The organism is Psychrilyobacter piezotolerans (assembly GCF_003391055.1).
In the GTDB taxonomy this organism is placed as follows: domain Bacteria; phylum Fusobacteriota; class Fusobacteriia; order Fusobacteriales; family Fusobacteriaceae; genus Psychrilyobacter; species Psychrilyobacter piezotolerans.
Genome location: NZ_QUAJ01000024.1, coordinates 25348 through 48229, shown reverse-complemented (window position 1 = coordinate 48229; position 22882 = coordinate 25348). Strand labels below are relative to the sequence as shown.

The window sequence follows — 22882 nt, the reverse complement described above, 5'->3', positions numbered from 1 at the left end:
ATCCTGAGCCAGGATCAAACTCTACATTCAAATTTATATCCTAACTTCATAAATGAAGTTTAGCTATCTATTAAAAGATAATTATTTTTATAGTGGTTCATTCCACTGTACACCTTAATCGATTGTTTGAAACAAGTTTCAAACGACAATTGAGTTTTTAATTTACACTTTCTTTCTCTATTTAATTGCTAATGTCCTATTGTTCGTCTCGCTCCAGATGCTTTCGCTTTCCCTCGCGGACAAGAAGAAGTATACCGCGTTTACAACTTTTCGTCAAGGATTTTTTTATTTTTTTATAAAGTTTTTTTTGTTTTTTTATATTTTTTTCAAAAAAAACCGACCACACCTCACTTATGCTTGATTTTATTGGCTTATAGATGGTACAACTAATGTGTTATCGATGTAGAAAATTTATAAGATTTTTTTTATTAACGAATTTATTTTTCCAATAATTTATCTGCACTTAGTCTTATTCCGATAGCTCCTATTGGTGCTGTTATAATCACACTCAAAATTGCCATGGCCTGTATCAACTCTCCACCTACAACTCCCATTTGAAGCGGTATCCCGGCTTTAGCAGATTGAACTGTTGCTTTAGGCAGATAAGCTATCACACAGAACAATCTTTCTTTCAGATTTAAATCTGTACCTATTAAAGCTATCAAAACACCCATTGATCTGACTATAAGAGAAATAAAAACTATCATACTACCTGTATAAAATATACTTCCTACTAGTGAAGGATCTATAGCAGTTCCTACCAATGTAAATAAAAATACTGCTCCAACAGACCAAGCCTTTCCCAATCCATCCATTATATTGTTTCCCAGCCATTCATAATAGTTAGTTATTACATAACCTATAACCATTATTCCTAAAAGAGAATTAAAGTACCTCAGATGATATGTAGTTTCAATTATCCTCATTCCTACTGCCATCCCTCCTACCAATATAGTTTGAAAGATCTCAGATTTTATTTTTTTGGATATTTCCCCTGCCATTACAGCTACTAAAATTCCTATAACTATGCCAACTGCTGCAGAGATTGGGATAGTAATTAAATTTTTTAAAATCCCGCCACTGGTACCTAAATACATTCCCATGAAAGACGTAAACATAGCTATAGCCACACTATCGTCTGCCGAGGCTCCTGTAAGCAGCATTTGAGGTATAGCTTTTTTTTCTCCTAAACCTCTCTTTATCAGGTCAACCATGGCAGGAACTAATACCGCCGGGCTCACTGCCGCTATTATAAACCCCAATATCCCAGCTTGTATCGTTGGCAGCCCCAAGACCTTTATAGATAAAAACATAACCGCCAACCCTTCTACCGACACAGGGATCAAGCTGAGTAGTACTGCTGCTCTGCCAACTTTTTTTATCTGTTTTTTTCTAATCCCCAAACCTGCTATCAGTAATACAACGACCAAAGCCAGGTTTTTCAGAATTCCCCCAAATTCTAAAGCTACGGGGTCTATTATTTTTAAATACACATTGGCTAAACAGCCAAATGCAATCATACCTATTAATTTAGGAAAATGTAATTTTTCTACTAATTTTCCAACTATTACTCCACCTATAAATAAAATTAAAAATGAAACTAAAATATTTAACATAACTTTCCTCCTAAAAATATATAATAAAAAAACTTCTACACCAATACAAAAATTGTATCGATGTAGAAGCCATTAACTTTTTTCAGTAGTTCTAGATCCTAAATCTAAGGAGAGCTTCATCTCCTAGATGAATTATATCATAATTCAATATTTTTTAGTAAATATTAAAAATATAATTTATCTTTATTTTTGTCTGTATACATATTTGTTAACAACTGAACTTTTGCGATGGTGCACACATTAAAAACCTAAAATTTTATTTCATATTCTCCAAATTTGTAATAAGTACTGCTATATCATTTCCTGTTACCCCGCTTATCCTTGTAGCTTCTCCGATAGACAGCGGCTTTATCTGTTCTAACCCATCTCTGGCTATATTAGATAATCCTGGTATAGTTTCAAATTTAAATCCTTCTGGTATTTTCATACTTTCTAGTCTTCTAAATTTTTCTATTTGTGTTTTTTCTCTCTCGATAAATACATTATATTTGATTATAGTTTCAATTTGATTTTTAACGAATGTCGGCAGCTCCTTAATATCTATAATTAACCCCAAAGAATCATAGGTAACTTCTTTTTGTTTTAATAATTCAGATAATTTTACCCCTTTACCAAATCTATCCTTAGCATCTACACTTGCTAAAACTTCATTTGCCTGTTTCATAGATATACTTATCTGGTTTATCCTTTCAACTTCGTATTCTACAATCTCTTTCGCTTCCTCTAAAAATTTAATTTTATCCTCAGAAACAATACCAATCTCTTTAGCTTTATCAAGGAGCCTCATAAATGCATTGTCAAACCTCAGAGTCAGTCTGTACTCTGCTCTTGATGGCAACACTCTATATGGTTCTGGAGTTTTTTTATGGATTATATCATCGACCAATACCCCTAGGTAACCTTCGGTTCGATCTACTACAACAGGATCTTTCCCCAATACTTTTCTACTGGCATTTACCCCTGCTAAAAATCCTTGAGCTGCTGCTTCTTCATACCCAGAAGTTCCATTTATCTGTCCTGCAAAATAAAGATTTTTTATTTTTTTACTCTCTAAACTAGGGTATAACTGGTAAGAAGGTGCATAGTCATATTCCACAGCATAACCATACCTCATTATTTTAGCATCTTCCAATCCTGCTATGGTTCTCATCATCTTTTCTTGAGCAAAGGGAGGCATAGCTGTTGTCAGGCCGTTTACGTAAAGTTCATTAGTTTCTTTGGATTCTAATTCCAAGAAAATTTGATGATTTGTTTTTTCAGGGAAGTTCAATACTTTTCTATCAAGTGACGGGCAGTGTCTCGGCCCGTGAGTTTCTATTATCCCACTTACTATTGGTGAATACTGCAGCAGATCCTGGGCTACTTTTACAGTTTCAGGAGTTGTGTATGTCAGCCATGTAGGTGCATTATTATTTTTTTCCTTTTTCGTAAATAATGAAAAATATTTTGGATGATCTTCTCCGTGTAATTCCTTCATCTTACTGAAATCTACAGTTCTCATATCCACCCTTGGCGGAGTAGCAGTTTGATACCTATCCAGTACTATTCCATTTTTAGTCAGTGCATCTGATAGTTTTTCAGCAGACATCTCACCTATTCTCCCTGCTGGATACTTTACATCTCCAATAACTATTCGTCCTTTTAAGAAAGTTCCAGTAGCTAATATTACAGAAGTTGCTTTATATTCTATTCCCAGGCCGGAGATAACTCCTTTTATTTGTCCATCTTCAATAATAATGTCCTCAATTGTTCCTTGGATACTATCTAAATTAGGAGTATTTTCTATTATCTCTTTCATTTTTACCCTATACCAGTATTTATCAGCCTGTCCACGAGTTATCCTGGCTGCAGGTCCCTTACTGGTATTCAAGTGTTTTAATTGCAGGTTATATTTATCGGTATGTTTTCCAATCTCTCCTCCCAACATATCTATTTCTGCAACTATATGACTCTTTCCTGGTCCACCTATGGAAGGATTGCACGACATCATAGCTATAGTATCTAAATATATTGTAAACAGAGCTGTTTTTAATCCTGATCTTGCTGAGGCTAGTGCTGCTTCACATCCAGCATGCCCTCCTCCTACAACGATTACATCATAATTCATAAGTACTCCTTTTTTTAAGTTTATTTTTGTTCATATACATATTTTTTCTTATCTTTACACACGAGACGCCAGATATTAATATTAAAAGAAAAAAATACTGCAGAAATATCTGCAGTATTTCATATTTTTTTTATAACTTATTTTCCTACACAGAAATTACTAAATATATGATCTAAAACATCTTCCGATGAGATCTCTCCAGTTACTTCCGATAGAGCATCCAAAGCTTCCTTTAGATCTACAGCTATTAAATCCATCGGCAGTCCCATATTTATTGTTTCAAATATATTTTCTATAGCTTCCTTAGTTTTAACCAAGGCAGATCTATGTCTAATATTAGTTATCACTAAAGTCTGAGAAGAATCTTCAACTTTACCTGATACAATATAAGAATATATTTCTTCTTCCATTTTAGCTATACCAATATTTTCTTTAGCTGAAATTTCGATCCATCTACCGACTTTATCTAATTTAGACAGGTCTATTTTCTGCTCTATATCTATCTTATTTAATATTCCAACAACTTTTTCACTATGAATACTATTATGTACTCTAAGATCCTCTTCACTGAGTTCTCTAGAACCATCTACAACGAATAAGATTAAATCTGCGTCATTTAATAACTTCTCAGATTTTTCCACTCCGATATTCTCAATAAAATCATCTGTATTTCTTATTCCTGCTGTATCAGCTAAGATAAGTGGTATTCCTTTTATATTAATAATCTCTTCTATTACATCCCTTGTTGTTCCTGGAATATGAGTTACTATGGCTCTTTCTTCTTTCAACAAAGAGTTCAATAAACTAGATTTTCCTACATTAGGTTTTCCAACTATTGCAGTTTTAACTCCCTCTTTAATCATCTTTCCCTGATTATAAGAAGCTGATAATCTATCTGAAGTTTCCAAAACTTCCTTCAAGTTACCTACTAACCCCTCAGGTAATGGATCATCGATCCCCTCTTCAGGATAGTCTAAAACTACATTTATATGAGCAACTACATCTAGAAGTAATTTTTTTAAATGCAGTATCTGATCTTTTAAGTCTCCCCTTAATTGGTCTAACGAAAGAGATAAACTTCTCTCTGTCTTACCATGGATCAAATCAATTACAGCTTCTGCCTGGGTAAGATCCAATCTTCCATTCATGAAAGCTCTTCTTGTAAATTCACCTTGTTCAGCAATTCTGGCTCCATTAGATAAAACTAACTCCAACACTTTCTCAGTCATAAGATAACCACCATGGCAGTTTATCTCGACTATATCTTCCTTAGTATAAGTTTTAGGACCCTTCATTATGCTGACCATTACTTCATCCACTAAATTAACACCTGAATATAGATGTCCATAATTAATAGTAAAATTCTTTAATTCTTCTACTTTTTTTTTAGATATTGGTCTGAATATTTTTGAAAGAATGTTTATGGAGTCTTCTCCGGACATTCTAACAATTCCTATTCCACCTTCTCCTCTAGGAGTAGAGATTGCTGCTATTGTATCAAACATAGTTTTACCCCATTCTTTTTCTTTTAATTACAATATATCTCTTAGGATCTCTACCTTCACTAAAAGTATCAAGTTCTTTGTATTTATTCACTATCTCGTGAATAATTTTTCTTTCCCTTGGCGGCATTGGATTTAATTTTACGATTTTATCGGTATTTAACGCTTTTTCAGCCATTTTTCTAGCTAAATCTCTAAGAGTTTCTGCTCTTTTAGCCTTAAATCCCTCTACATCCACTTCTACTTTTACACTTTTGCATAGAGAATTCAAAAGGTATTCGAAACTATTTAAAGTTTTACCTTTTTTTCCTATAATTATTCCATTGTCTTCACCAGATAGATTAATTAAAACATAGTGATCTCTTGCTTCTAAAACTTCTACATTCAGAACTAATCCCATATTATCTAATAATTCATTGGCTCTTTCTACTACCATATCTTCTATTTTTGTCTCTATTATATCGACTGTTTTTTCCATTTGAATCTGATATTCCCCATCTTTTTTAAAAAAACCAAAAAATGAAGTTGCTTTTGAGATCTCAATGATTTCTACGATTTTGCTCTTATCAATATTATGGTCTTTTACAGCTTTAATTATAGCTTCATCTTTTGATTTAGCTTTGATTTGATAAGTTAAGTTCATTTTACGCCTCATCCCTTCTACTCATAATAAAATATTGTTGTGCCACTGCAGCCAAACTTGATACGAACCAATACAATTGCAATCCTGCTGGCATCTTGTATGAGATAAATATCATCATTACTGGAAACATATAAGTCATCATTTTCATTTGCGGATTGGAAGATCCTTGACTTGCACTCATTAATTTTTGCTGGAAATAAGATACAGCACCATTTAATAATGGTAATAAGTAAAATGGATCTGGTTGAGATAAAGTTAACCAAAGAAATTTAGATCCGTCTGCTATAACTCCTCCATCTGCTCCTGTTTTTCTTAAAACTCCGAAAAGTGCAAATAATATTGGCATTTGTAACAATATAGGTAAACAACCACTTGCTGGGTTTACTTTATGTATTTTATATAGTTCAATTGTTTTCTGATTTAATGTTTGTGGATCGTTTTTATATTTTTCTTTAAGTGCTTCTAACTCCGGTTGTAGTTTTTTCATCGCACCCATTGATTTGTCCTGTTTTAACGTAAGTGGTAACAATACTAATTTAATTAAAATTGTTATACCAATTATAGCTAATCCATAATTTCCAAAAATATTATACATCATTCCTATGGCACTTTCTAAAACCCCTTGAAGTGCTCCATATGCAGCTCCGATCAACTTTGTTCCTCCTCATAATTTAAGGTACTGGGTCGTAACCACCCTTAGAAAAAGGATGACATTTTGATAATCTTTTTAGACCTAGATATACACCTTTGATACTTCCATGTTTTTTTATTGCTAAAATCATATAACTAGAACAGGTAGGTTGGAACCTACAATTTTTTTTTAAGACTGGTGATATAAACCATTGATATAATTTCACAAAAAATATTAAAATATATTTCATAGAAACATTTTAGCTCTTTTAAATATTTTTACACTGTCTTTTTCAATCATAGATAAACTTAGAGTCTTAAATTGTTCTCCTGCATTTTTTTTAGCGATAAATACTATGTCGTATCCTTGTTTTAAATTTTCATCTTGTTTCCTAAAATTTTCTCTAAAAAGTCTTTTTAATTTATTCCGACAAACAGCATTGCCAGTTTTTTTACTAGCTACTACTCCTAATCTATTTTCATTTAAGTTATTTTTTTTAAAATAGATTAACTGAAAATAACCAAAGTGTTTTTCTCCTTGGTTATATACTTTTAAGAATTCAGATTTTGTTTTTAACTTCAACATAAAATCTCCTTAAAATATTTTTAAAAACCCGGTGATATGAACACCGGGTTTTATGCTGACAATTTCGTTCTACCTTTAGCTCTTCTTCTCTTTAAAACAGATCTTCCTGCTTTAGTTTTCATTCTTTTTCTGAACCCGTGTTCCTTTTTTCTTTTTCTTTTATTTGGTTGAAAAGTTCTTTTACTCATCTTTGATTTACACCTCCTGTTACGTTTAAAAAAAATATTGTCATTTCAGTTTATAATTCTAATATATAAGTTATATTTTGTCAAGATAATTTTAAATAAGTTTTTTATAAAAGTAACCAAAAAGAGTATTTGTTTTTTGTAAGATGTAGTAAAAGTAAAGTCAATATTTGTTATAAGGAAATTCTATATTTTATAAGGGCTAGAAAAGAAATAAGCATTTAATTATTATTATTGTGGGTGTACATATGCTGAAAACCTTTAAATACAAGGCTTTTTATCTTTAGTGATAAATTAACCCCAATAAATACAAGGTTTGTTAAAGGTGAATGTTATTATTGTATGTGTACATAATCAAAATTCATTACTTTTAAAGGGATTAGGTGTACAGAGGTAGTTTAAAGCTCAATAAATTCAATAAATTCAGTATAATATAATTATTATTGTGTGTGTACATAGTTAAAAACCAGGTTTTTCAATGGTTAATTTTTATAATCCTAATATTATTAAGGGAAATTGATGATTCTAAATTATTAATGTTAGTATACATAATTTATTATTATTTTATTAAAGTGTTGAAAAGTTATTATTTATGATTGTTATTTAGTTGAAAAAGAAACAGTTAAGATGGGTGAAATGCTTATTAAATACAACAAATGATATGTACACCTTCAAAAATAAAGTTTGAATTTATTTAGTTTTGATGATACTATGTATGACACTAGGATTATTATTGTGAATGGACAAAAAAATTAATGGAGGAGTTATGTCAAAGGAAGTAAATATGGGTTTAATAGATGAATTTAATTTAAATAAAACTGGATCATTATTAACTGACTTGACTAAAGTTGATATAAAAATGAGCCAACTTCCTGAAATAGAAGTTAGAGAAGTTGTGATCAAAGAAACTGGAAATTTTCTAGATTTAAAAGAAAATATCATAAATATACCAATAGAAATGATAGTTTTTCCTTTTTTTACTCCTCAAAAACAAAATAAAAAAATAAATTTTAAATATTCTTTTGAAGATTTGGGAGTGACTATGTTTTGTACATTAGTTGCAAAAAATTCAGAGGATAAAATATACCAACCATCTATTTTTGAAGAAAAAATTTATACATATCTTATATCTCTCTATGAGTTAAAAAAGGAGACCAATGATACAGATGAGTATATAAAATTTGAAATTTCAGACTTTATAGTTAATTTTTTAGGAAATAAGATGAATAGAAATTATTATACCAAGGTAGCACAGGCACTTAAAAATTTGAAGAGTACTGAATATCAGTTTGAAGTATCTAACCATAGTAAGTTAGGAAATTATCAATTTGAAGATGAGGAATTTAAACTGCTTACCTATCAAAAACTTAAAGTGGGAACAAAGGTATATTATAAAGTAACTTTGAATAAAAACATCAGAAATAAAATTAAAGATAAAAGATATATAAAATATAATTCTAAAGCCCTTATAGAAATAATGGAAAAAGACCCCATTGCTGCAAGGATCTATAAGTATATAAGTAAAATTAGGTATTCCAAGCAGGAGGATTCTATAAATATCAGGACTTTAGCAGCTATAATTCCATTAAAAATGGAACAGGAAACAGAAAGAGTTAATAAAACTGGTGAGAAAAGGATCTATGTATTAAGCAGGGTAAAGCAGGTATTGAAAAGAATTGAGAAAGCTTTTTCACTCTTAGAAGAATTGGGATATATGGATTATTTTAACTCGGAATTTATTGCCGAAGAGGATAGTTATTATATAAACTATAGATTTAACCAGGATAAAGATGGAACTTGTCATATATCCAGTTATTTAAATGGACAAGAGAAACAAGTGGAATACAAAGGGAAATGGGACGCAGTAAATGCAGCTAAGAAAGCTAAGAAAGAAAAGTCATTTATTACCAAAGAAATAATAAAGGACAAGATAAAAGAGATAGAAATAAGAGATGATAATGAGATAATGGATGCTGAGATAGTTACTGGAAAGGCAGATAAAAATAAAACTAACGAAATTAACTTATCTGAAGATGTAAAAGAAAGGTTAAAAGACTTTTCGGAGGAACTCCAAAGCAGGATAATTAAGTGTAAAAGAAATATATTTGTTTCGAGAGCTTGGAATAAAAGAGTGGATAATAAATTTAAAAAGATAATAAGGGAAGATGGAGAAGAGGTAGCGATTGATATATTAAACCTTTTATATAAACGTCTTAACTCGGAAATAAAATCGACCTTAGTTCAATATATAAACGGGATACTCCGAAATTTAAGAAAGATGGATAGAAATGCTAGAAAATCCAATAAAAACAATCTAACCTTGTTTAACCAGGTAACTAGAGAAAAACCTTTAAAGAGTAAAAAGCAGTTAAAGAAAGCAAGAAAACACTTGAAGAATCCAGAAATAACAAGTATAAAAGATGTTATCGAAGATCTGCCTAAAAATGATATTATGCAGGATTATCATGGGTTAGATGAGTTTGAAAAGTTAATAATAGAGGAAAAAGCGCTGGAATTATGTTCACAATATGAAGATATACCAAAAGAATTTCTATATAATTTAAGAAAGGTATCTAAAAGAGTATACTTTATAACATTAAAAAAATATATAGGAATAGCCTTAAAAGACGGAAAATAAGAAGCTAAACTAAAAGATCACTTCGGTGATCTTTTTTATTCATCCATACTTTATTATTGAGTGTATACATATACAGATATTCTTTTAAGGCTAATATTTTAAAATTACCAGCTAACTGAAATTTTGTGATGGTATACGCATTAAAAACCGTAGAGTTTGCCCGCCTCCGGCGGGCAAACAGCTATAAATTTTTCTTTAAAATTATCAAAATACTTTATTTTAAATAGAATTTTAAAGAAAATAAAAATTAGATCTTAATATTATTATGGGCTTAGTAAGCGCGAAACATCAACAACTAACTATTTTTAACAGCTATAAAAAATGAAAGTAATATCTAGATATTTTGTTTATTATTGTGTGTGTACATAACGAATTTAGAAATATAAAGGTTGAATATGTACATAAACAAAAATAAAGGTTAATTTTTTTCTTTTTATTTTAATTTTTATTATTATTGATTGTAGACATAAATGATATAATGGTAGATTATATTTTTTTAAACTTACAATTAAATTCAAAAAAAGTTTATTATGTTTTTCATTTAAGACTATGATAGAATCTTTATAGATGAATAGATGAATAGATGAATAGATGAATAGATGAATAGATGAATAGATGAATAGATGAATAGATGAATAGAGATAAAAAAATATATACTATAGAGCAGACCGTTGAGAAAGATGATGTTAAAATGTATACTAACAAAAATAAAGGGGTATTTATGAAGTTTAAATCAACAATTAATAATGGGAAGCTATATAGGGGAGGAGTTCCCTATTTTTTAGAATCAGAAAAGGATCAGGTAATATATATATCTTCTTCCAATAAAAACATAATCGATTACTATTTCACATTAAAGGAAGATATAGATGTTTTAAAGATAGAAAATTATAATTATACAGAGGAGGAGTTTGACTGTATAACCTTTGAGTTGCTGGAAAAATTAAAGTTAGATAATTCAAAGATATTGATATCTATTGAGAGTATCTTTAAAAAATATTTTATAAATTCTGAACTATTAGAATTTTGTGTGGGAAAAGAATATAGATTAAAGAAGATAATAGAGAAGCTGGAAAAAAGTGGATTTCAAAAAAATTATCTGGTTGAAAAAAGGGGGGAGTATAGTCTCAGGGGGGATATTTTAGACATATTTTCTTTTGATGGGAAACATCCCATCCGTTTGGAGTTCTTTGATGATTTCTTGGAGGAGATTCGTATATTCGATGCAGAAACCCAGAGATCAATGGAGAAAATAAATAAAATTCAAATGTATATAAACAAAAATAAAGATGAGAATTATACTTTTTTAGACCTGCTGGATAAGTTAAAGAATGATAAAAGAAAGATCTATTTAGAGAATGAAGAGATCTTGGATTATAAGGTAGAGGAATATATTTTAGATAAAAGACAGGAAGAGGAAGAGATCCGGCTGGAATACTCCAAGATCAAGAAAATATCGGAAAAGATAGAGCTGGAAAGGTTTAAAGATGAGGAGATAGAAAATTATAAAAATTATGATTATATAAAAAAATTATCCCGAAAGAAAAATATAACAATTCTGACCGAGGAAAAAAGACGGTATACCGAAATATTTGGCGGTACATCTATAAAAATTCAGAGAAATCCCCACTACGAAGGATTTAAATATAAAAATGAGCTTATCCTGACAGACAGGGAATTAAAGGGGATAAGGGTAAAGAGAAGTGAGAAAAGAGCTGATGGAATAAAATTTAAAAAGATAGATCAGATACTGCCAAATGATTATATAATTCATGAAACTTATGGCGTGGGAATTTATCTGGGAGTAGAAGATATAAATGGTGCAGACTATTTAAAGATAAAATATGCTGATGAAGATAAACTTTTTGTACCCATAGCTAGTCTAAATAAAATAGAGCGGTATATCTCTGAACCGGGAGTAGTACCTGATATATTCAGGCTGGGTAGAAGGGGATTTAGAAAAAGGCAGGAAAAAATAAAAAAAGAAATAGAAAAATTTGCCATAGAACTTCTGGAAATACAGGCTAAAAGAGCTATGAATACAGGTTATTCATTCACTAAAGATACTATTTGGCAGGAGGAATTTGAAGAAGGGTTTCCATATAATGAGACTAAGGATCAGCTGAAGGCCATATTGGATGTAAAAGAGGATATGGAATCATCCACTGTCATGGATAGGATAGTCTGCGGGGATGTTGGATATGGAAAAACTGAGGTAGCTATGAGAGCGGCATTTAAAGCTGTTATGGATGGAAAACAGGTTGTTATCCTGGCTCCTACCACAGTTTTGGCTACCCAGCATTTTGAAAGATTTAAAGAAAGATTTCAGAATTTCCCGCTGGAACTGGAACTGCTGTCCAGACTGAAAACTCCAAAAGAACAGACCGAGGTAGTAAAAAAAATAAAGGATGGTGTAATAGACCTTATCATAGGAACCCACAGACTGTTATCTAAAGATATAAAATTTAAAGATCTGGGGTTAGTCATAATAGATGAGGAGCAAAAATTTGGGGTGAAGGCAAAGGAACATTTAAAAACCATGAGAATCAATGTGGATATGCTTACATTAACAGCAACCCCAATTCCCAGAACATTGAATTTAGCTCTTTTGGGAATAAGGGATATATCTATCATTCAGACTCCTCCAACCAATAGAATACCGGTAGAAACTTATATTATAGAAAAAAATAAAGCAGATATAAAAAATGCCATAATGAAAGAGGTCGCCAGAGAGGGACAGGTTTTTTACCTGTATAATTCAGTTAAGGGAATGAAGGTAAAGTTGAAGGAATTAAAAGAGATAATTCCTGAATATGTTGTGATAGACTATATCCACGGTCAGATGCCTTCAAGCGAGATAAAGTATAAGATAAATGCCTTTGAAAACGGGGAGATAGATGTACTTCTCACAACTACCATCATAGAAAATGGTATAGATATAGAAAATGCCAACACTATCCTCATAGAAAATTTTGATAAATTGGGATTATCCCAGGTATACCAGCTTCGTGGAAGGGTAGGCAGAAGCAGCAAACGAGCTTATTGTTACCTGCTGGTGGATTCTTTAAAGGGTGGAACCGAGAAAGGAAAACAAAAAAGAGAATCAATAAAAGAGATAAAAGATCTGGGAGCAGGATTCCAGCTGTCTTTGGAGGATATGAAGATAAGGGGAGCAGGGGAAATTTTAGGAGAGAAACAACACGGAGCATTAAAAATATTCGGTTATGACATGTATCTTAAGATGTTAGACGAAGAGATAAAAAAGATAAAGGGTAAAGAAACTATAGCAGAGGATATCGATCTGGATATAGGTATTCACGGATACATACCTAGTGAATATATAGAGGAAACAGAAAAAATAGTGGTATATAGAAGATTAGTTACCATAGATACAATCACTGAATTAGAGGAAATAAAAGAGGAGATAAAGGATAGATTTGGACGATTACCAAAAGTTGTAGAAGACCTGTTTGAATATCTGGCTATAAAGATTACAGCTCAGAAAAATCATATTCAAAGTATAAGACTAGAGGATGGATCATACAGGATAAAATTTATAGAAAACAAAATAAATATTGAAAAAATCCAAGAATTAATCCTGTCTAAAAAAATAAGATACCTTCAAAAAGAGGGCGCTATTGAGATAGACAGTATAAGAGAATTCTTTGAAGATTATAAATAAAAGGGGGAAAAAAATGAAAAAAATGGCAATAATATTGATCATAGCCTCATTGGTATTGACGGCTTGTAATAAAAAAGAGGGAGGGGTAAAAACTAAAGATGAATCCAATGTAATTATGGTTATTGGGAATGAGAATTTAACTGAATCAGAATTACAGGAAAAAATAGATACCCTGCCGGCCCAGTATAAGGAGTACTCTAAATCTGAGAAGGGTAGAGCAGCTCTGATAGAGGAGATAAGTGTAAGAAAGATGTTAAAACAGGAAGCTGTAAAAACAGGAATTGAAAACACAGAATCTTATAAAAAAGATTTAGAGGGGATTAAGGAAGATCTGTTGATAAGTCATGTGGTTAACAAGAAAATAGTAGAGGGTGTAAAGTTAACAGAATCAGAATTAAAGGCTGAATATGAAAAAAATAAGGAAAATTTTAAGACACCGGAGCAGATAAAAGCTGCTCATATATTAATAAATGTAAGTGATGATATGACTGAGGCTGAAAAAAAAGACGCTGAAAAAAGAGCTGAAAAAATATTAACAGAAGTTACACCAGCAAACTTTAGTGAGATGGCAAAAAAATATTCAGAGGGACCTACATCTGAAAATGGCGGTGAGCTTGGATGGTTTGACAAAACTTCCATGGTAAAAGAATTTGCCGATGCAGCATTCACAGGAGTACCGGAAAAAATATATGGAACTGTTGTTGAAACACAATTTGGTTATCATATAATATATATTGAAGATAAAAAAGAGGCCGGATATCTGAGTTTTGAAGATGTAAAACCATCTTTAGAGAAGGAATTATTAAATAAGAAAAGAGCTGAGGAATATAGAGCCTGGGTAGAGGAATTAAAAAAAGAGTATATAAAAAAATAAAAATTATATAGAAAATAAAATAGGTGGCTTAGCCGCCTATTTTATTGCATTTTTTAGATAAATAAAATACTATTAAAATAGAAGTAAATTTATTAAATTAATACTTTATTATTGAGTATATACATATTGTATATATATTTTTCACCCATGGAGGAAAGAGATGAATGAGTTTTACAAGTTAGTGGATATAATGAAAAAGTTAAGGGCTCCCGACGGATGCCCATGGGACAGGGAACAAACCATAGAGAGTTTGAAACCTTATTTATTGGAGGAAACCTATGAAACTCTGGAAGCTATGGATATAGGCGGAGAGGAGTTAAAGGGGGAGTTGGGAGACCTCCTGCTAAATATTATCTTTCAATCTTTAATAAAGGAGGAGGAAGGGGAGTTTACAATCGATGATGTGGCTAAAAAAGTCAGTGAAAAATTGATCAGAAGACATCCGCATATTTTTGCAGATGTAGAGGTAGAAGGAACAAAGGATGTCATGAGAAACTGGGAGGAGATAAAGAAAAAGGAAAAAGAGCATAGGGGAAGAAAATCTGTCTTAGACGGGATTCCCAAAATTTATCCACCCTTAGCCAAGGCATATAAACTCCAAGTTAAAGCTGCTAAAGTGGGGTTTGACTGGGAAGATGAGGTAGGAGCATTAAATAAATTAGAGGAAGAATTAGGTGAGATGAAGGCAGCATATGAAAAAAATGACAGGGAAAATTTAAAGGAAGAGATAGGAGATGTTGTGTTCACCCTTGTAAATATTGCTCGAAAATTAGATATAGACATCGTGGATGCAGTGATGAAGACCAACAATAAATTTGAAGATAGATTTAGATATGTAGAAGATAACTGTGATCTGGGAGAGAGTACATTGGAAGAGATGGATAGATTATGGGATGAAGCGAAAAATAAATAACTCTAAAAAATTTTTAATTTGGAGAGGAAGAAAAAATATAGTATAAAATACTATGGAATAGTACCTTTTTTTTAAAGCAAAGGTATTAAAATTAGGAGGAACAATGCGTTTAGATAAATTTTTTAAAGTCTCAAGAATAATAAAAAGAAGACCTGTAGCAAAGACAGTACTGGATAACAAGAAGGTAAAATTAAATGGAAAAATATCCAAAGCAGGAGCAACAGTAAGTGTAGGAGATATAATCGAGTTGGAATATTTTAGTAAATATATGAAGGTTGAAGTTTTAGAAGTGCCTAGTGGAAACACCAAAAAAGATGAAGCTGAGGAGCTATTTAAAATATTAGAGGTAAAAGAGATAGAGATAAATTAATAAAAAATTGATAATTGAAAAAATAAACAAATACTTAGTCACAGATTAAAAGGTTTAACATAATGTAAATTAATAAAAATATAACGGAAAAAACACTTTATTATTGAGTGTAGACATAAAGGAGTACAAGTGATTGTTGAGTTAAAATCAAATGCTAAGATAAACTTAGGATTGAATATAGTTGGAAAAGCAGAAAACGGATATCATCTTTTAGACATGGTTATGGTTCCTATATCTCTAGCGGATAATTTATCCATAGATTTTAAAGAGATAAAAGGAAATTTAAAGATAGAGACGAATATGAAAGACGTTCCTGTAGGAAAAGATAATATAATATCTAAGGTTTATAAGGAGTTCTATAGGGAAACAGGATTAGAAAAACAGATGATAGAGGTATATTTAAAAAAGAATATCCCGTCTCAGGCTGGCCTTGGAGGAGGAAGTTCCAACGGTGCATTTTTCTTTAATGCATTGAATAAATATTATGGAAATCCCATAAACTTTCAAAGGGCAGTGGAAATAACCAAGGAAGTTGGTGCAGATATCCCATTTTTTCTTTTAAATAAGCCCAGCAGGGTAGAAGGAATAGGAGAAAACTTAGGAGTAATAGAAAATAATATAAAAGATAAAATAATTTTGATAAAGCCGGATTTTGGTGTAAGCACTGTAGTAGCATATAAAAATTATGCTAAATTAGAGGACAAAAAAGATGCTGATATAGATAAGATTATAGAAGGGATGAAATCTGGTAATTTAGACGACCTGGAGAATTATCTGGAAAATCATTTGGAACAGGGGTTGTTATTGGAGGATAAAAATATAATCGAGTTCAGAAAAAAATTAGAAAAATTGGGAAAAAATCAGGATATGAAGTTTCATATGTCTGGTAGTGGTAGTTGTTATTATACTTTTGTAGGAAAAGATAATATAGATCAAATTTATGACGAAATAAAAACAACAATGGAGGGCTGCAGAGTTGAAATATGTAGTTTTCTTTGAATAAACTAAAAAGGAGAGTACTAAAAATGAATATTACAGATGTAAGACTGAGAACGGTAAAAAATGAAAATGAATTAAAGTTAAAGGCTTATGCAGACATCACATTGGATGGCAGCTTTGTTATTCATGGATTAAAGGTTATCGATGGTCAAAAAGGAATGTTTGTGGCTATGCCATCTAGAAAGATGCCCAATGGCGAATTTAAGGATATAGCTCATCCTATTACTCCGGATTTAAGAAGAATTTTAACAGAGATCGTTATAAAAAAATACAATGAAACTGTGGAAGAGATACAAGATACAGAGGAAACAAAAACTGTAGAGGATTTAGAAAAAATATAAAAAATAAATAAAAAAAATGCCGAAATCTATCGGCATTTTTTTTATTTCAATTGGATTGAAGTTTAATTATCTAATCTGTCCGTCTCCTCTAATTATATATTTAACAGAAGTTAGTTCTTTGATACCCATAGGTCCCCTTGCATGGAGTTTTTGAGTACTGATACCGATCTCTCCTCCAAATCCAAAGGCTCCTCCATCGGTAAATCTGGTGGAAGCATTGATATAAACTGCAGCAGAATCCACTTCCCTCAAAAATTTCTGGGTATTTTTATAGTTTTCACTGATAATTGCTTCTGAATGCTTTGTAGAGTAGGTATCTATATGCTTTATGGCTTCATCTATGGAATCTACAGTTTTGATAGATAAAATAAGATCTAAATATTCTGTATTCCAATCGCTGTCAGTTGTAGGGATTGCGTTAGCTAGATATTTTATAGATCTTTCATCGGCTCGAATCTCTACTCCTAAATCGCCCAATTTTTCTCCTAAACTGGGCAGGAGTTTAGAGATACTGTCACTATGAACCAGGAGAGTTTCCATGGCATTGCATACTCCTGGTCTGGAAGCTTTGGCATTGATAATAATATCTATAGCCATATTCAAATCTGCATTATGATCAACATAGGTATGACACAGACCTGCACCTGTTTCTATAACAGGAACACTTGCTCCTGCAAGGATGGCCTGCTTCAACCCCTTACCGCCCCGGGGGATGATAACATCGATAAAATCATTCATGGTAATCAATTCATTTACACAGCTTCTGTCGGTATTTTCAATTAATTGAATAGCACCATGAGGCAGGCCGAATTTTTCACCTGCCTGGATAATAACTTTAGCTAAGGCTATATTTGAACAAAGAGCATCTGAGCCTCCCCTTAAGATAATGGAGTTTCCAGATTTTAAACTGAGAACAGCTGCATCTACAGTGACATTTGGACGGGATTCAAAGATCATCCCAATAACTCCCAAAGGAACACGGATCTGTGATATTTCCATGCCGTTTTCATGTCTGAATCCGCTCAAGATTTCACCAATGGGATCATCTAAACCTATGATAGTCCTGATTCCCTGGGCCATCCCGTAAATTCTTTCCTCGGTCAGAGTCAACCTGTCGATAAAAGCAGGACTAAGTCCGTTTTTTCTGCCTTTAATCAGATCTTTTTCATTTTCTGACCTTATAAATTCCATATTGTTCAGAAGTTCCACAGCCATCTCTTCCAATATATTATTTTTAGTTGTAGTATCCATTTGGAGTAGTTTTCTGGAAGCTTTTTTAGCTAAGACACCCATATTATTCATATATTTTTTCATAATTTCATATCTCCTCTATTAAAAAATAAACATGTTATCCATATGTATAACCTCATCATAATCTTTATATCCTAAAATATGGCTGATATCAGAGGAATTTTTTCCTTTGATAAGGTCTACCTCTACCTGACTGTAGTTGGAGATTCCAACAGCAATCTCATTTTGATTACTGTCACAGATAGAGACAACTTCTCCCCTGTGGAAATTTCCTTCACACTTTATAATTCCAATGGAAAGAAGGCTGTGATGGTTTTTTAGGGCAGTTATAGCTCCATTATCTATAATGATCTTTCCTGTTTTAGTGGTTCCATAGGTGATCCAGTGTTTACGAGCCTTTAATTTTACCTTAGTCTCTAAAAACAATGTTCCGATCTCCTGACCATCCATGATATCTCCTATAATAGATGGATCAAATCCTTTGGCGATGATCATAGGGATTCCGGCAGAAGTAACTATCTCCCCTGCACTTATTTTGGTAGCCATACCCCCGGTTCCGAATTTACTTCCAGCTCCGGTAGCTATAGTTTTGATATGATCATCGATCTTTTTAACTGTATTAATAAGGGTGGCACTGGGATCAGTCTTGGGGTTACCGGTATACAAACCATCTATATCAGATAGGATAAGTAACAGATCGGCATCTATCAAGGTAGATGTAAAAGCTGAAAGAGTATCATTATCTCCTACCTTTATCTCATCTACAGCTACCGAATCATTTTCATTGATGACCGGGATTATCCCCATGGAAATCAGCCTCAGACAAGAATTTCTAGCATTTAAATATCTTCCACGATTGGATATATCTCCCTTGGTTAAAAGCAGCTGTCCTATCTGTTTTCCATATTCAGAGAATAATTTCTGATACAGGTGGATAAGGGCAACCTGTCCCACAGATGCAACAGCTTGTTTATCTGGCAGAGTTTTAGGTCTTTCTTTTAATCCCAAACTCCCCATCCCGGCTCCAATAGCTCCCGAGGTAACTAATATAACTTCATATCCTTTGTTATGAAGGTTAGCCAGTTCACGGACTAATTTATCTATTCTAGACAGATTTAATAATCCATTTTCAAATGTAAGGGTAGATGTTCCTACCTTTACAACCAATCGTTTTGTGTCTTTTAAATAATCTTTTCGAGTCATAAAATCCCACCTTCCAAATTGTAATTTTCTTTACAGTATATCATAGTTTTGAGCATTCGTTAAAAGGTAAAAAATATGGACTTTATCATATGATTAATAGTTAATATTAATTACTTCTGGTTCTTCCCTTGATTTGTCAAGGGCTAGATTGGTTTTGTTTTGCAACTTTTGAGTTTTATTTTACACTTGGAATGGAATTGCGAACTAAAAAAACATATGCTATACTCAAAGTACAGACTAAAGTTAATTAGATGGAGGAAAAAATGAAGAAAATATTAATAATATTTATAGCTGTGACCTCTATTACTTTTAGTTCACAGATGTATGGCGATATATCCAATGAACATTGGGCATACAGAGCAATTGAAAATCTATATATAAACGGAATCCTGCCTAAAGATTCCACAAGTTTTGACGGGGATAAAAATATCAATAAATATGATCTGGTTTACTATCTGTCCAAAACTCTGAACAAGATAGATGAAACTAAAGCCAGCCAGTCAGACCTGTTGATATTAGAACATCTGGTCTATGATTTTTCCAACGAATTGAATAAGATGGGTTTCAATTCAGAGCTGTATATAAAGAAGATAAAAGCCAATGAAGATAATATAGAGATCTTAAAAAAAAGTATTAGAAACAATGAGATTGAGATTGAAAAATTAAAGTTGGAATTGGAAAAAATGAAATAATTGATATTTTGTTTATTTAAAATTAAGTAATTAGAGGAGGATAAAAGATGAAAAAATTATCATTTGATTTGTCTAATAATGATCAGTTTTTTGGTGGTCATGAATTAGAATTTATGAGTACTCATATTGAGATTGCTGAAAAAGCATTGATGGAAGGTACAGGAGCAGGAAATGATTTCTTAGGGTGGGTAAACTTACCAGAAGATTACGATAAAGCTGAATTTAAAAGGATAAAGGAAGCTGCTGAAAGAATAAAAAAACAATCAGAGGTTTTAATTGTAGTTGGAATAGGGGGATCTTATTTAGGAGCTAAATCTGCAATAGAATTCCTGACACATACATTTTATAATGAATTGCCTGTGGAAAAAAGAGATACTCCAGAGATATATTTTGCAGGAACAAATATTTCAGGAACTTACCTGAAGCATTTAATAGAATTGATCGGGGATAGAGATTTCTCGGTAAATGTAATCTCAAAATCAGGTACAACTACTGAACCGGCAATAGCATTTAGAGTGTTAAAAAAATTACTTATAGAGAAATATGGAAAAGATGGAGCTAAAGACAGAATATATGCTACAACAGATGCTGCAAAAGGAGCATTAAAAAAATTAGCTACAGGGGAGGGGTATGAAACATTCGTAGTCCCTGACAATGTAGGAGGAAGATTTTCTGTATTAACAGCAGTAGGATTATTGCCTATAGCAGCAGCAGGAATAGATATAGATGCACTTATGGCAGGAGCAGCAGATGCTGCGGCAGATTATAAGAAACCATATGCTGAAAATGACTGTTATAAATATGCTGCTGTAAGAAATATCCTTCATAGAAAGGGTAAAGACATAGAGTTATTGATAAACTATGAACCTAGATTACACTATATTGCAGAATGGTGGAAGCAGTTATACGGTGAGTCTGAAGGTAAAGATAACAAGGGATTATACCCTGCATCAGCAGATTTTACTGCAGATTTACATTCTTTGGGACAATATATCCAGGATGGAAAGAGACATCTTTTTGAAACTCTTATCAATATAGAAACTCCGGAACTGGATATGGTTATCGAAGAGGATGACTTAAACTTAGACGGACTGAACTATTTAGCAGGAAAAACTATGGATTATGTAAATAAGATGGCAGCAGAGGGAACCAGGTTAGCTCATAGAGACGGGAACGTGCCTAACTTAACTATCAACTTACCGGAAGCTACCCCTTATCACTTGGGATATATGTATTACTTCTTTGAAAAAGCTTGTGCAATCAGCGGATATCTTTTAGGTGTAAATCCTTTTGACCAGCCAGGTGTAGAAGCTTATAAGAGCAATATGTTTGCGTTATTGGAAAAGCCAGGATTTGAAAAAGAAACAGAGGAAATTAAGAAAAGATTAAAATAGAATTTTTAGACCACAGAGATTTATCTGTGGTCTATTTTTATTTCTTCACATTAACTTCACAAAGGCCGGTTATTATATCTATGTAAAGAAAAATAAAACTAAATCAGGGAGTGATTAAAATGAAGAAGAAAATAATAATAGGTTTATTGATGGTATCGGCACTATCTTTTGGAGCAGGAAATATTAATAACAGCGGTCAAAGAGGATTTTATCATACTCAAATTATGAATAACTTATCTGAAAAGCAGCAGACGGAATTAACTGAGATGATGCAGGACAGAAGGGAAGCTAACTACAAAAAGAGCTTAGATATAAGATCTAAGCAATTGGAATTAGAAAAATTATTAGCAGAAGATAAGGTAAACTGGAAAAGTGTAGAAAGAGTAAATAAGCAGATATCGGATATGAAAGCTAAGCAAAGATTAGAGGGTATGAAATTTAGAAGTAATGTAGAGGATAAATATGGAATTTCTATGGGGCACAAGGGGATGAAAGGTAATTGCGGGTCTATAGGTGGAAAACATATGAATAATGGTAACCATATGAATGGCGGAAATGGATATAGAAACAACTAAAATTTAATAGATAGAAAATAGGAGCTCCTGGGGGCTCCTATTTTGTTATCCCATTAATTTTTTTAAATACTTGAAAAAATCCTTCTTATGTTCCTCAGATGTGATACAGACATTGGAAAACATCTCCATAATCTCCTGGTTGGTACTGTTGAGAGCTGATTTTACAGCCAGGGATTGGTTTAATATATCACCACAGTATTCTCCGTTCAGCAGCATTTTTTTCATTCCCTTTATCTGACCCTCAATTTTATTTAACCTGGTGATAATGCTTTTTCTAGCTTCGATTATCTCCTCGTCATTTAACTTTGAAATGGTGCAGATTAGATCGAGATCCTGCTGCCAGGATTTTAAACCACCTTTCATCTCGTAGATATTTTCAAATCCCAATTCAGCCATCTCAAGGGAGGCCTCTTTACTTATGTGTCCAACGGCACAGTAGATAAGATATTTAGTTTTTTTATTTAGTTTTTTGATCTCCCTTTTGAAGATACGTGGTTTTTCAAAATCTATTAAGATTGCACCATCTAACCGACCTTCGTATAGAAATTCTTTTTCAGTCCTTACATCGATGATGATAAGATCACTTTCTTTTGTCATCATTTTTTTTGCTTCTTGGGGGGTGATACAGTTATATGTAGTTGTCATCGTTTTATTTTCCATGAATAAATACCTCGTAAATTA

At 32.1% G+C, this 22882-nt stretch carries 21 protein-coding genes and 1 riboswitch; of the genes, 10 read left to right on the top strand and 11 right to left on the bottom strand.

Going from position 1 to position 22882, the window contains the following annotated elements; translation table 11 throughout:
* Window positions 1-437 precede the first annotated feature (437 nt).
* The 8 genes from DYH56_RS12325 to rpmH form a co-directional block, all read right to left on the bottom strand.
* Window positions 438-1616 carry a cation:proton antiporter domain-containing protein gene (locus DYH56_RS12325; RefSeq protein ID WP_114643174.1) on the bottom strand — a complete coding sequence of 393 codons (1179 nt, stop codon included), beginning with the start codon at window positions 1614-1616 and terminating at the stop codon, window positions 438-440.
* A gap of 56 nt (window positions 1617-1672) precedes the next feature.
* Window positions 1673-1749, bottom strand: a riboswitch (Fluoride riboswitch).
* A gap of 123 nt (window positions 1750-1872) precedes the next feature.
* Entirely contained in the window at window positions 1873-3723 is a 1851-nt protein-coding gene (gene mnmG, locus DYH56_RS12320; protein WP_114643173.1) for a tRNA uridine-5-carboxymethylaminomethyl(34) synthesis enzyme MnmG, read from the bottom strand.
* 137 nt (window positions 3724-3860) lie between these two features.
* Window positions 3861-5228, bottom strand: a complete 1368-nt coding sequence (gene mnmE, locus DYH56_RS12315; protein ID WP_114643172.1) for a tRNA uridine-5-carboxymethylaminomethyl(34) synthesis GTPase MnmE — start codon at window positions 5226-5228, stop codon at window positions 3861-3863.
* Window positions 5229-5232: 4 nt separating this feature from the next.
* Window positions 5233-5880 carry an RNA-binding cell elongation regulator Jag/EloR gene (jag, locus tag DYH56_RS12310; protein ID WP_233500039.1) on the bottom strand — a complete coding sequence of 216 codons (648 nt, stop codon included), beginning with the start codon at window positions 5878-5880 and terminating at the stop codon, window positions 5233-5235.
* On the bottom strand, window positions 5870-6466 hold the full coding sequence (locus DYH56_RS12305; RefSeq protein ID WP_114643178.1) for a YidC/Oxa1 family membrane protein insertase: 597 nt from the start codon (window positions 6464-6466) through the stop codon (window positions 5870-5872). The genes jag and DYH56_RS12305 overlap by 11 nt, the downstream gene beginning before the upstream one ends.
* 73 nt (window positions 6467-6539) lie before the next feature.
* The gene (gene yidD, locus DYH56_RS12300) at window positions 6540-6749 is read right to left on the bottom strand and encodes a membrane protein insertion efficiency factor YidD (protein WP_114643170.1); all 210 of its coding nucleotides are present in this window, start codon (window positions 6747-6749) and stop codon (window positions 6540-6542) included.
* On the bottom strand, window positions 6746-7084 hold the full coding sequence (rnpA, locus tag DYH56_RS12295) for a ribonuclease P protein component (protein ID WP_114643169.1): 339 nt from the start codon (window positions 7082-7084) through the stop codon (window positions 6746-6748). Before rnpA ends, yidD begins: the two co-directional genes overlap by 4 nt.
* Before the next feature lie 50 nt (window positions 7085-7134).
* Entirely contained in the window at window positions 7135-7272 is a 138-nt protein-coding gene (gene rpmH / locus DYH56_RS12290) for a 50S ribosomal protein L34 (RefSeq protein ID WP_114643168.1), read from the bottom strand.
* A 763-nt stretch (window positions 7273-8035) separates the two neighbouring features.
* Here rpmH and DYH56_RS12285 point away from each other — a divergent pair.
* The 7 genes from DYH56_RS12285 (at window position 8036) to spoVG (ending at window position 17086) form a co-directional block, all read left to right on the top strand.
* Window positions 8036-9907 (top strand): replication initiator protein A, encoded by a 1872-nt coding sequence (locus DYH56_RS12285; RefSeq protein ID WP_114643167.1) that lies wholly within the window; start codon window positions 8036-8038, stop codon window positions 9905-9907.
* Between the two features lie 721 nt (window positions 9908-10628).
* A complete protein-coding gene (gene mfd, locus DYH56_RS12280; RefSeq protein ID WP_114643177.1) occupies window positions 10629-13589 on the top strand; it encodes a transcription-repair coupling factor in 2961 nt (986 codons plus the stop codon).
* A gap of 13 nt (window positions 13590-13602) precedes the next feature.
* Window positions 13603-14463: a peptidylprolyl isomerase gene (locus DYH56_RS12275; protein ID WP_147269615.1), complete on the top strand. Its 861-nt coding sequence runs from the start codon at window positions 13603-13605 to the stop codon at window positions 14461-14463.
* 160 nt (window positions 14464-14623) lie between these two features.
* On the top strand, window positions 14624-15376 hold the full coding sequence (gene mazG / locus DYH56_RS12270) for a nucleoside triphosphate pyrophosphohydrolase (protein WP_114643165.1): 753 nt from the start codon (window positions 14624-14626) through the stop codon (window positions 15374-15376).
* 103 nt (window positions 15377-15479) lie between these two features.
* Window positions 15480-15746, top strand: a complete 267-nt coding sequence (locus DYH56_RS12265) for an RNA-binding S4 domain-containing protein (RefSeq protein ID WP_114643164.1) — start codon at window positions 15480-15482, stop codon at window positions 15744-15746.
* Window positions 15747-15875: 129 nt separating this feature from the next.
* The gene (gene ispE / locus DYH56_RS12260; protein WP_114643163.1) at window positions 15876-16745 is read left to right on the top strand and encodes a 4-(cytidine 5'-diphospho)-2-C-methyl-D-erythritol kinase; all 870 of its coding nucleotides are present in this window, start codon (window positions 15876-15878) and stop codon (window positions 16743-16745) included.
* A gap of 26 nt (window positions 16746-16771) precedes the next feature.
* Window positions 16772-17086: a septation regulator SpoVG gene (spoVG, locus tag DYH56_RS12255; RefSeq protein WP_114643162.1), complete on the top strand. Its 315-nt coding sequence runs from the start codon at window positions 16772-16774 to the stop codon at window positions 17084-17086.
* A 66-nt stretch (window positions 17087-17152) separates the two neighbouring features.
* Here spoVG and DYH56_RS12250 read toward each other — a convergent pair whose 3' ends face one another.
* Entirely contained in the window at window positions 17153-18400 is a 1248-nt protein-coding gene (locus tag DYH56_RS12250; RefSeq protein ID WP_114643161.1) for a glutamate-5-semialdehyde dehydrogenase, read from the bottom strand.
* 18 nt (window positions 18401-18418) lie between these two features.
* Window positions 18419-19540, bottom strand: coding sequence for a glutamate 5-kinase (gene proB / locus DYH56_RS12245; RefSeq protein WP_114643160.1), 1122 nt, complete (start codon window positions 19538-19540; stop codon window positions 18419-18421).
* 263 nt (window positions 19541-19803) lie between these two features.
* On the opposite strand from proB, the gene DYH56_RS12240 reads away from it, so the two are divergent.
* From DYH56_RS12240 to DYH56_RS12230, 3 genes are all read left to right on the top strand, one after another.
* Entirely contained in the window at window positions 19804-20232 is a 429-nt protein-coding gene (locus tag DYH56_RS12240; RefSeq protein ID WP_114643159.1) for an S-layer homology domain-containing protein, read from the top strand.
* Window positions 20233-20279: 47 nt separating this feature from the next.
* Window positions 20280-21626 (top strand): glucose-6-phosphate isomerase, encoded by a 1347-nt coding sequence (locus DYH56_RS12235; protein ID WP_114643158.1) that lies wholly within the window; start codon window positions 20280-20282, stop codon window positions 21624-21626.
* A 119-nt stretch (window positions 21627-21745) separates the two neighbouring features.
* Window positions 21746-22201: a Spy/CpxP family protein refolding chaperone gene (locus DYH56_RS12230; protein ID WP_114643157.1), complete on the top strand. Its 456-nt coding sequence runs from the start codon at window positions 21746-21748 to the stop codon at window positions 22199-22201.
* Window positions 22202-22246: 45 nt separating this feature from the next.
* On the opposite strand, the gene DYH56_RS12225 is transcribed toward DYH56_RS12230, so the two are convergent.
* A complete protein-coding gene (locus DYH56_RS12225; RefSeq protein ID WP_199533027.1) occupies window positions 22247-22861 on the bottom strand; it encodes a metal-sensing transcriptional repressor in 615 nt (204 codons plus the stop codon).
* Window positions 22862-22882: the final 21 nt, after the last annotated feature.

What these genes read in the sequence shown, in the direction of transcription:
- DYH56_RS12325 (WP_114643174.1), bottom strand. Translation starts at nt 1,616, where the DNA reads ATGTTAAATATTTTAGTTTCATTTTTAATTTTATTTATAGGTGGAGTA.
- mnmG (WP_114643173.1), bottom strand. Translation starts at nt 3,723, where the DNA reads ATGAATTATGATGTAATCGTTGTAGGAGGAGGGCATGCTGGATGTGAA.
- mnmE (WP_114643172.1), bottom strand. Translation starts at nt 5,228, where the DNA reads ATGTTTGATACAATAGCAGCAATCTCTACTCCTAGAGGAGAAGGTGGA.
- jag (WP_233500039.1), bottom strand. Translation starts at nt 5,880, where the DNA reads ATGAGGCGTAAAATGAACTTAACTTATCAAATCAAAGCTAAATCAAAA.
- DYH56_RS12305 (WP_114643178.1), bottom strand. Translation starts at nt 6,466, where the DNA reads ATGATGTATAATATTTTTGGAAATTATGGATTAGCTATAATTGGTATA.
- yidD (WP_114643170.1), bottom strand. Translation starts at nt 6,749, where the DNA reads ATGAAATATATTTTAATATTTTTTGTGAAATTATATCAATGGTTTATA.
- rnpA (WP_114643169.1), bottom strand. Translation starts at nt 7,084, where the DNA reads ATGTTGAAGTTAAAAACAAAATCTGAATTCTTAAAAGTATATAACCAA.
- rpmH (WP_114643168.1), bottom strand. Translation starts at nt 7,272, where the DNA reads ATGAGTAAAAGAACTTTTCAACCAAATAAAAGAAAAAGAAAAAAGGAA.
- DYH56_RS12285 (WP_114643167.1), top strand. Translation starts at nt 8,036, where the DNA reads ATGTCAAAGGAAGTAAATATGGGTTTAATAGATGAATTTAATTTAAAT.
- mfd (WP_114643177.1), top strand. Translation starts at nt 10,629, where the DNA reads ATGAAGTTTAAATCAACAATTAATAATGGGAAGCTATATAGGGGAGGA.
- DYH56_RS12275 (WP_147269615.1), top strand. Translation starts at nt 13,603, where the DNA reads ATGAAAAAAATGGCAATAATATTGATCATAGCCTCATTGGTATTGACG.
- mazG (WP_114643165.1), top strand. Translation starts at nt 14,624, where the DNA reads ATGAATGAGTTTTACAAGTTAGTGGATATAATGAAAAAGTTAAGGGCT.
- DYH56_RS12265 (WP_114643164.1), top strand. Translation starts at nt 15,480, where the DNA reads ATGCGTTTAGATAAATTTTTTAAAGTCTCAAGAATAATAAAAAGAAGA.
- spoVG (WP_114643162.1), top strand. Translation starts at nt 16,772, where the DNA reads ATGAATATTACAGATGTAAGACTGAGAACGGTAAAAAATGAAAATGAA.
- DYH56_RS12250 (WP_114643161.1), bottom strand. Translation starts at nt 18,400, where the DNA reads ATGAAAAAATATATGAATAATATGGGTGTCTTAGCTAAAAAAGCTTCC.
- proB (WP_114643160.1), bottom strand. Translation starts at nt 19,540, where the DNA reads ATGACTCGAAAAGATTATTTAAAAGACACAAAACGATTGGTTGTAAAG.
- DYH56_RS12240 (WP_114643159.1), top strand. Translation starts at nt 19,804, where the DNA reads ATGAAGAAAATATTAATAATATTTATAGCTGTGACCTCTATTACTTTT.
- DYH56_RS12235 (WP_114643158.1), top strand. Translation starts at nt 20,280, where the DNA reads ATGAAAAAATTATCATTTGATTTGTCTAATAATGATCAGTTTTTTGGT.
- DYH56_RS12230 (WP_114643157.1), top strand. Translation starts at nt 21,746, where the DNA reads ATGAAGAAGAAAATAATAATAGGTTTATTGATGGTATCGGCACTATCT.
- DYH56_RS12225 (WP_199533027.1), bottom strand. Translation starts at nt 22,861, where the DNA reads ATGGAAAATAAAACGATGACAACTACATATAACTGTATCACCCCCCAA.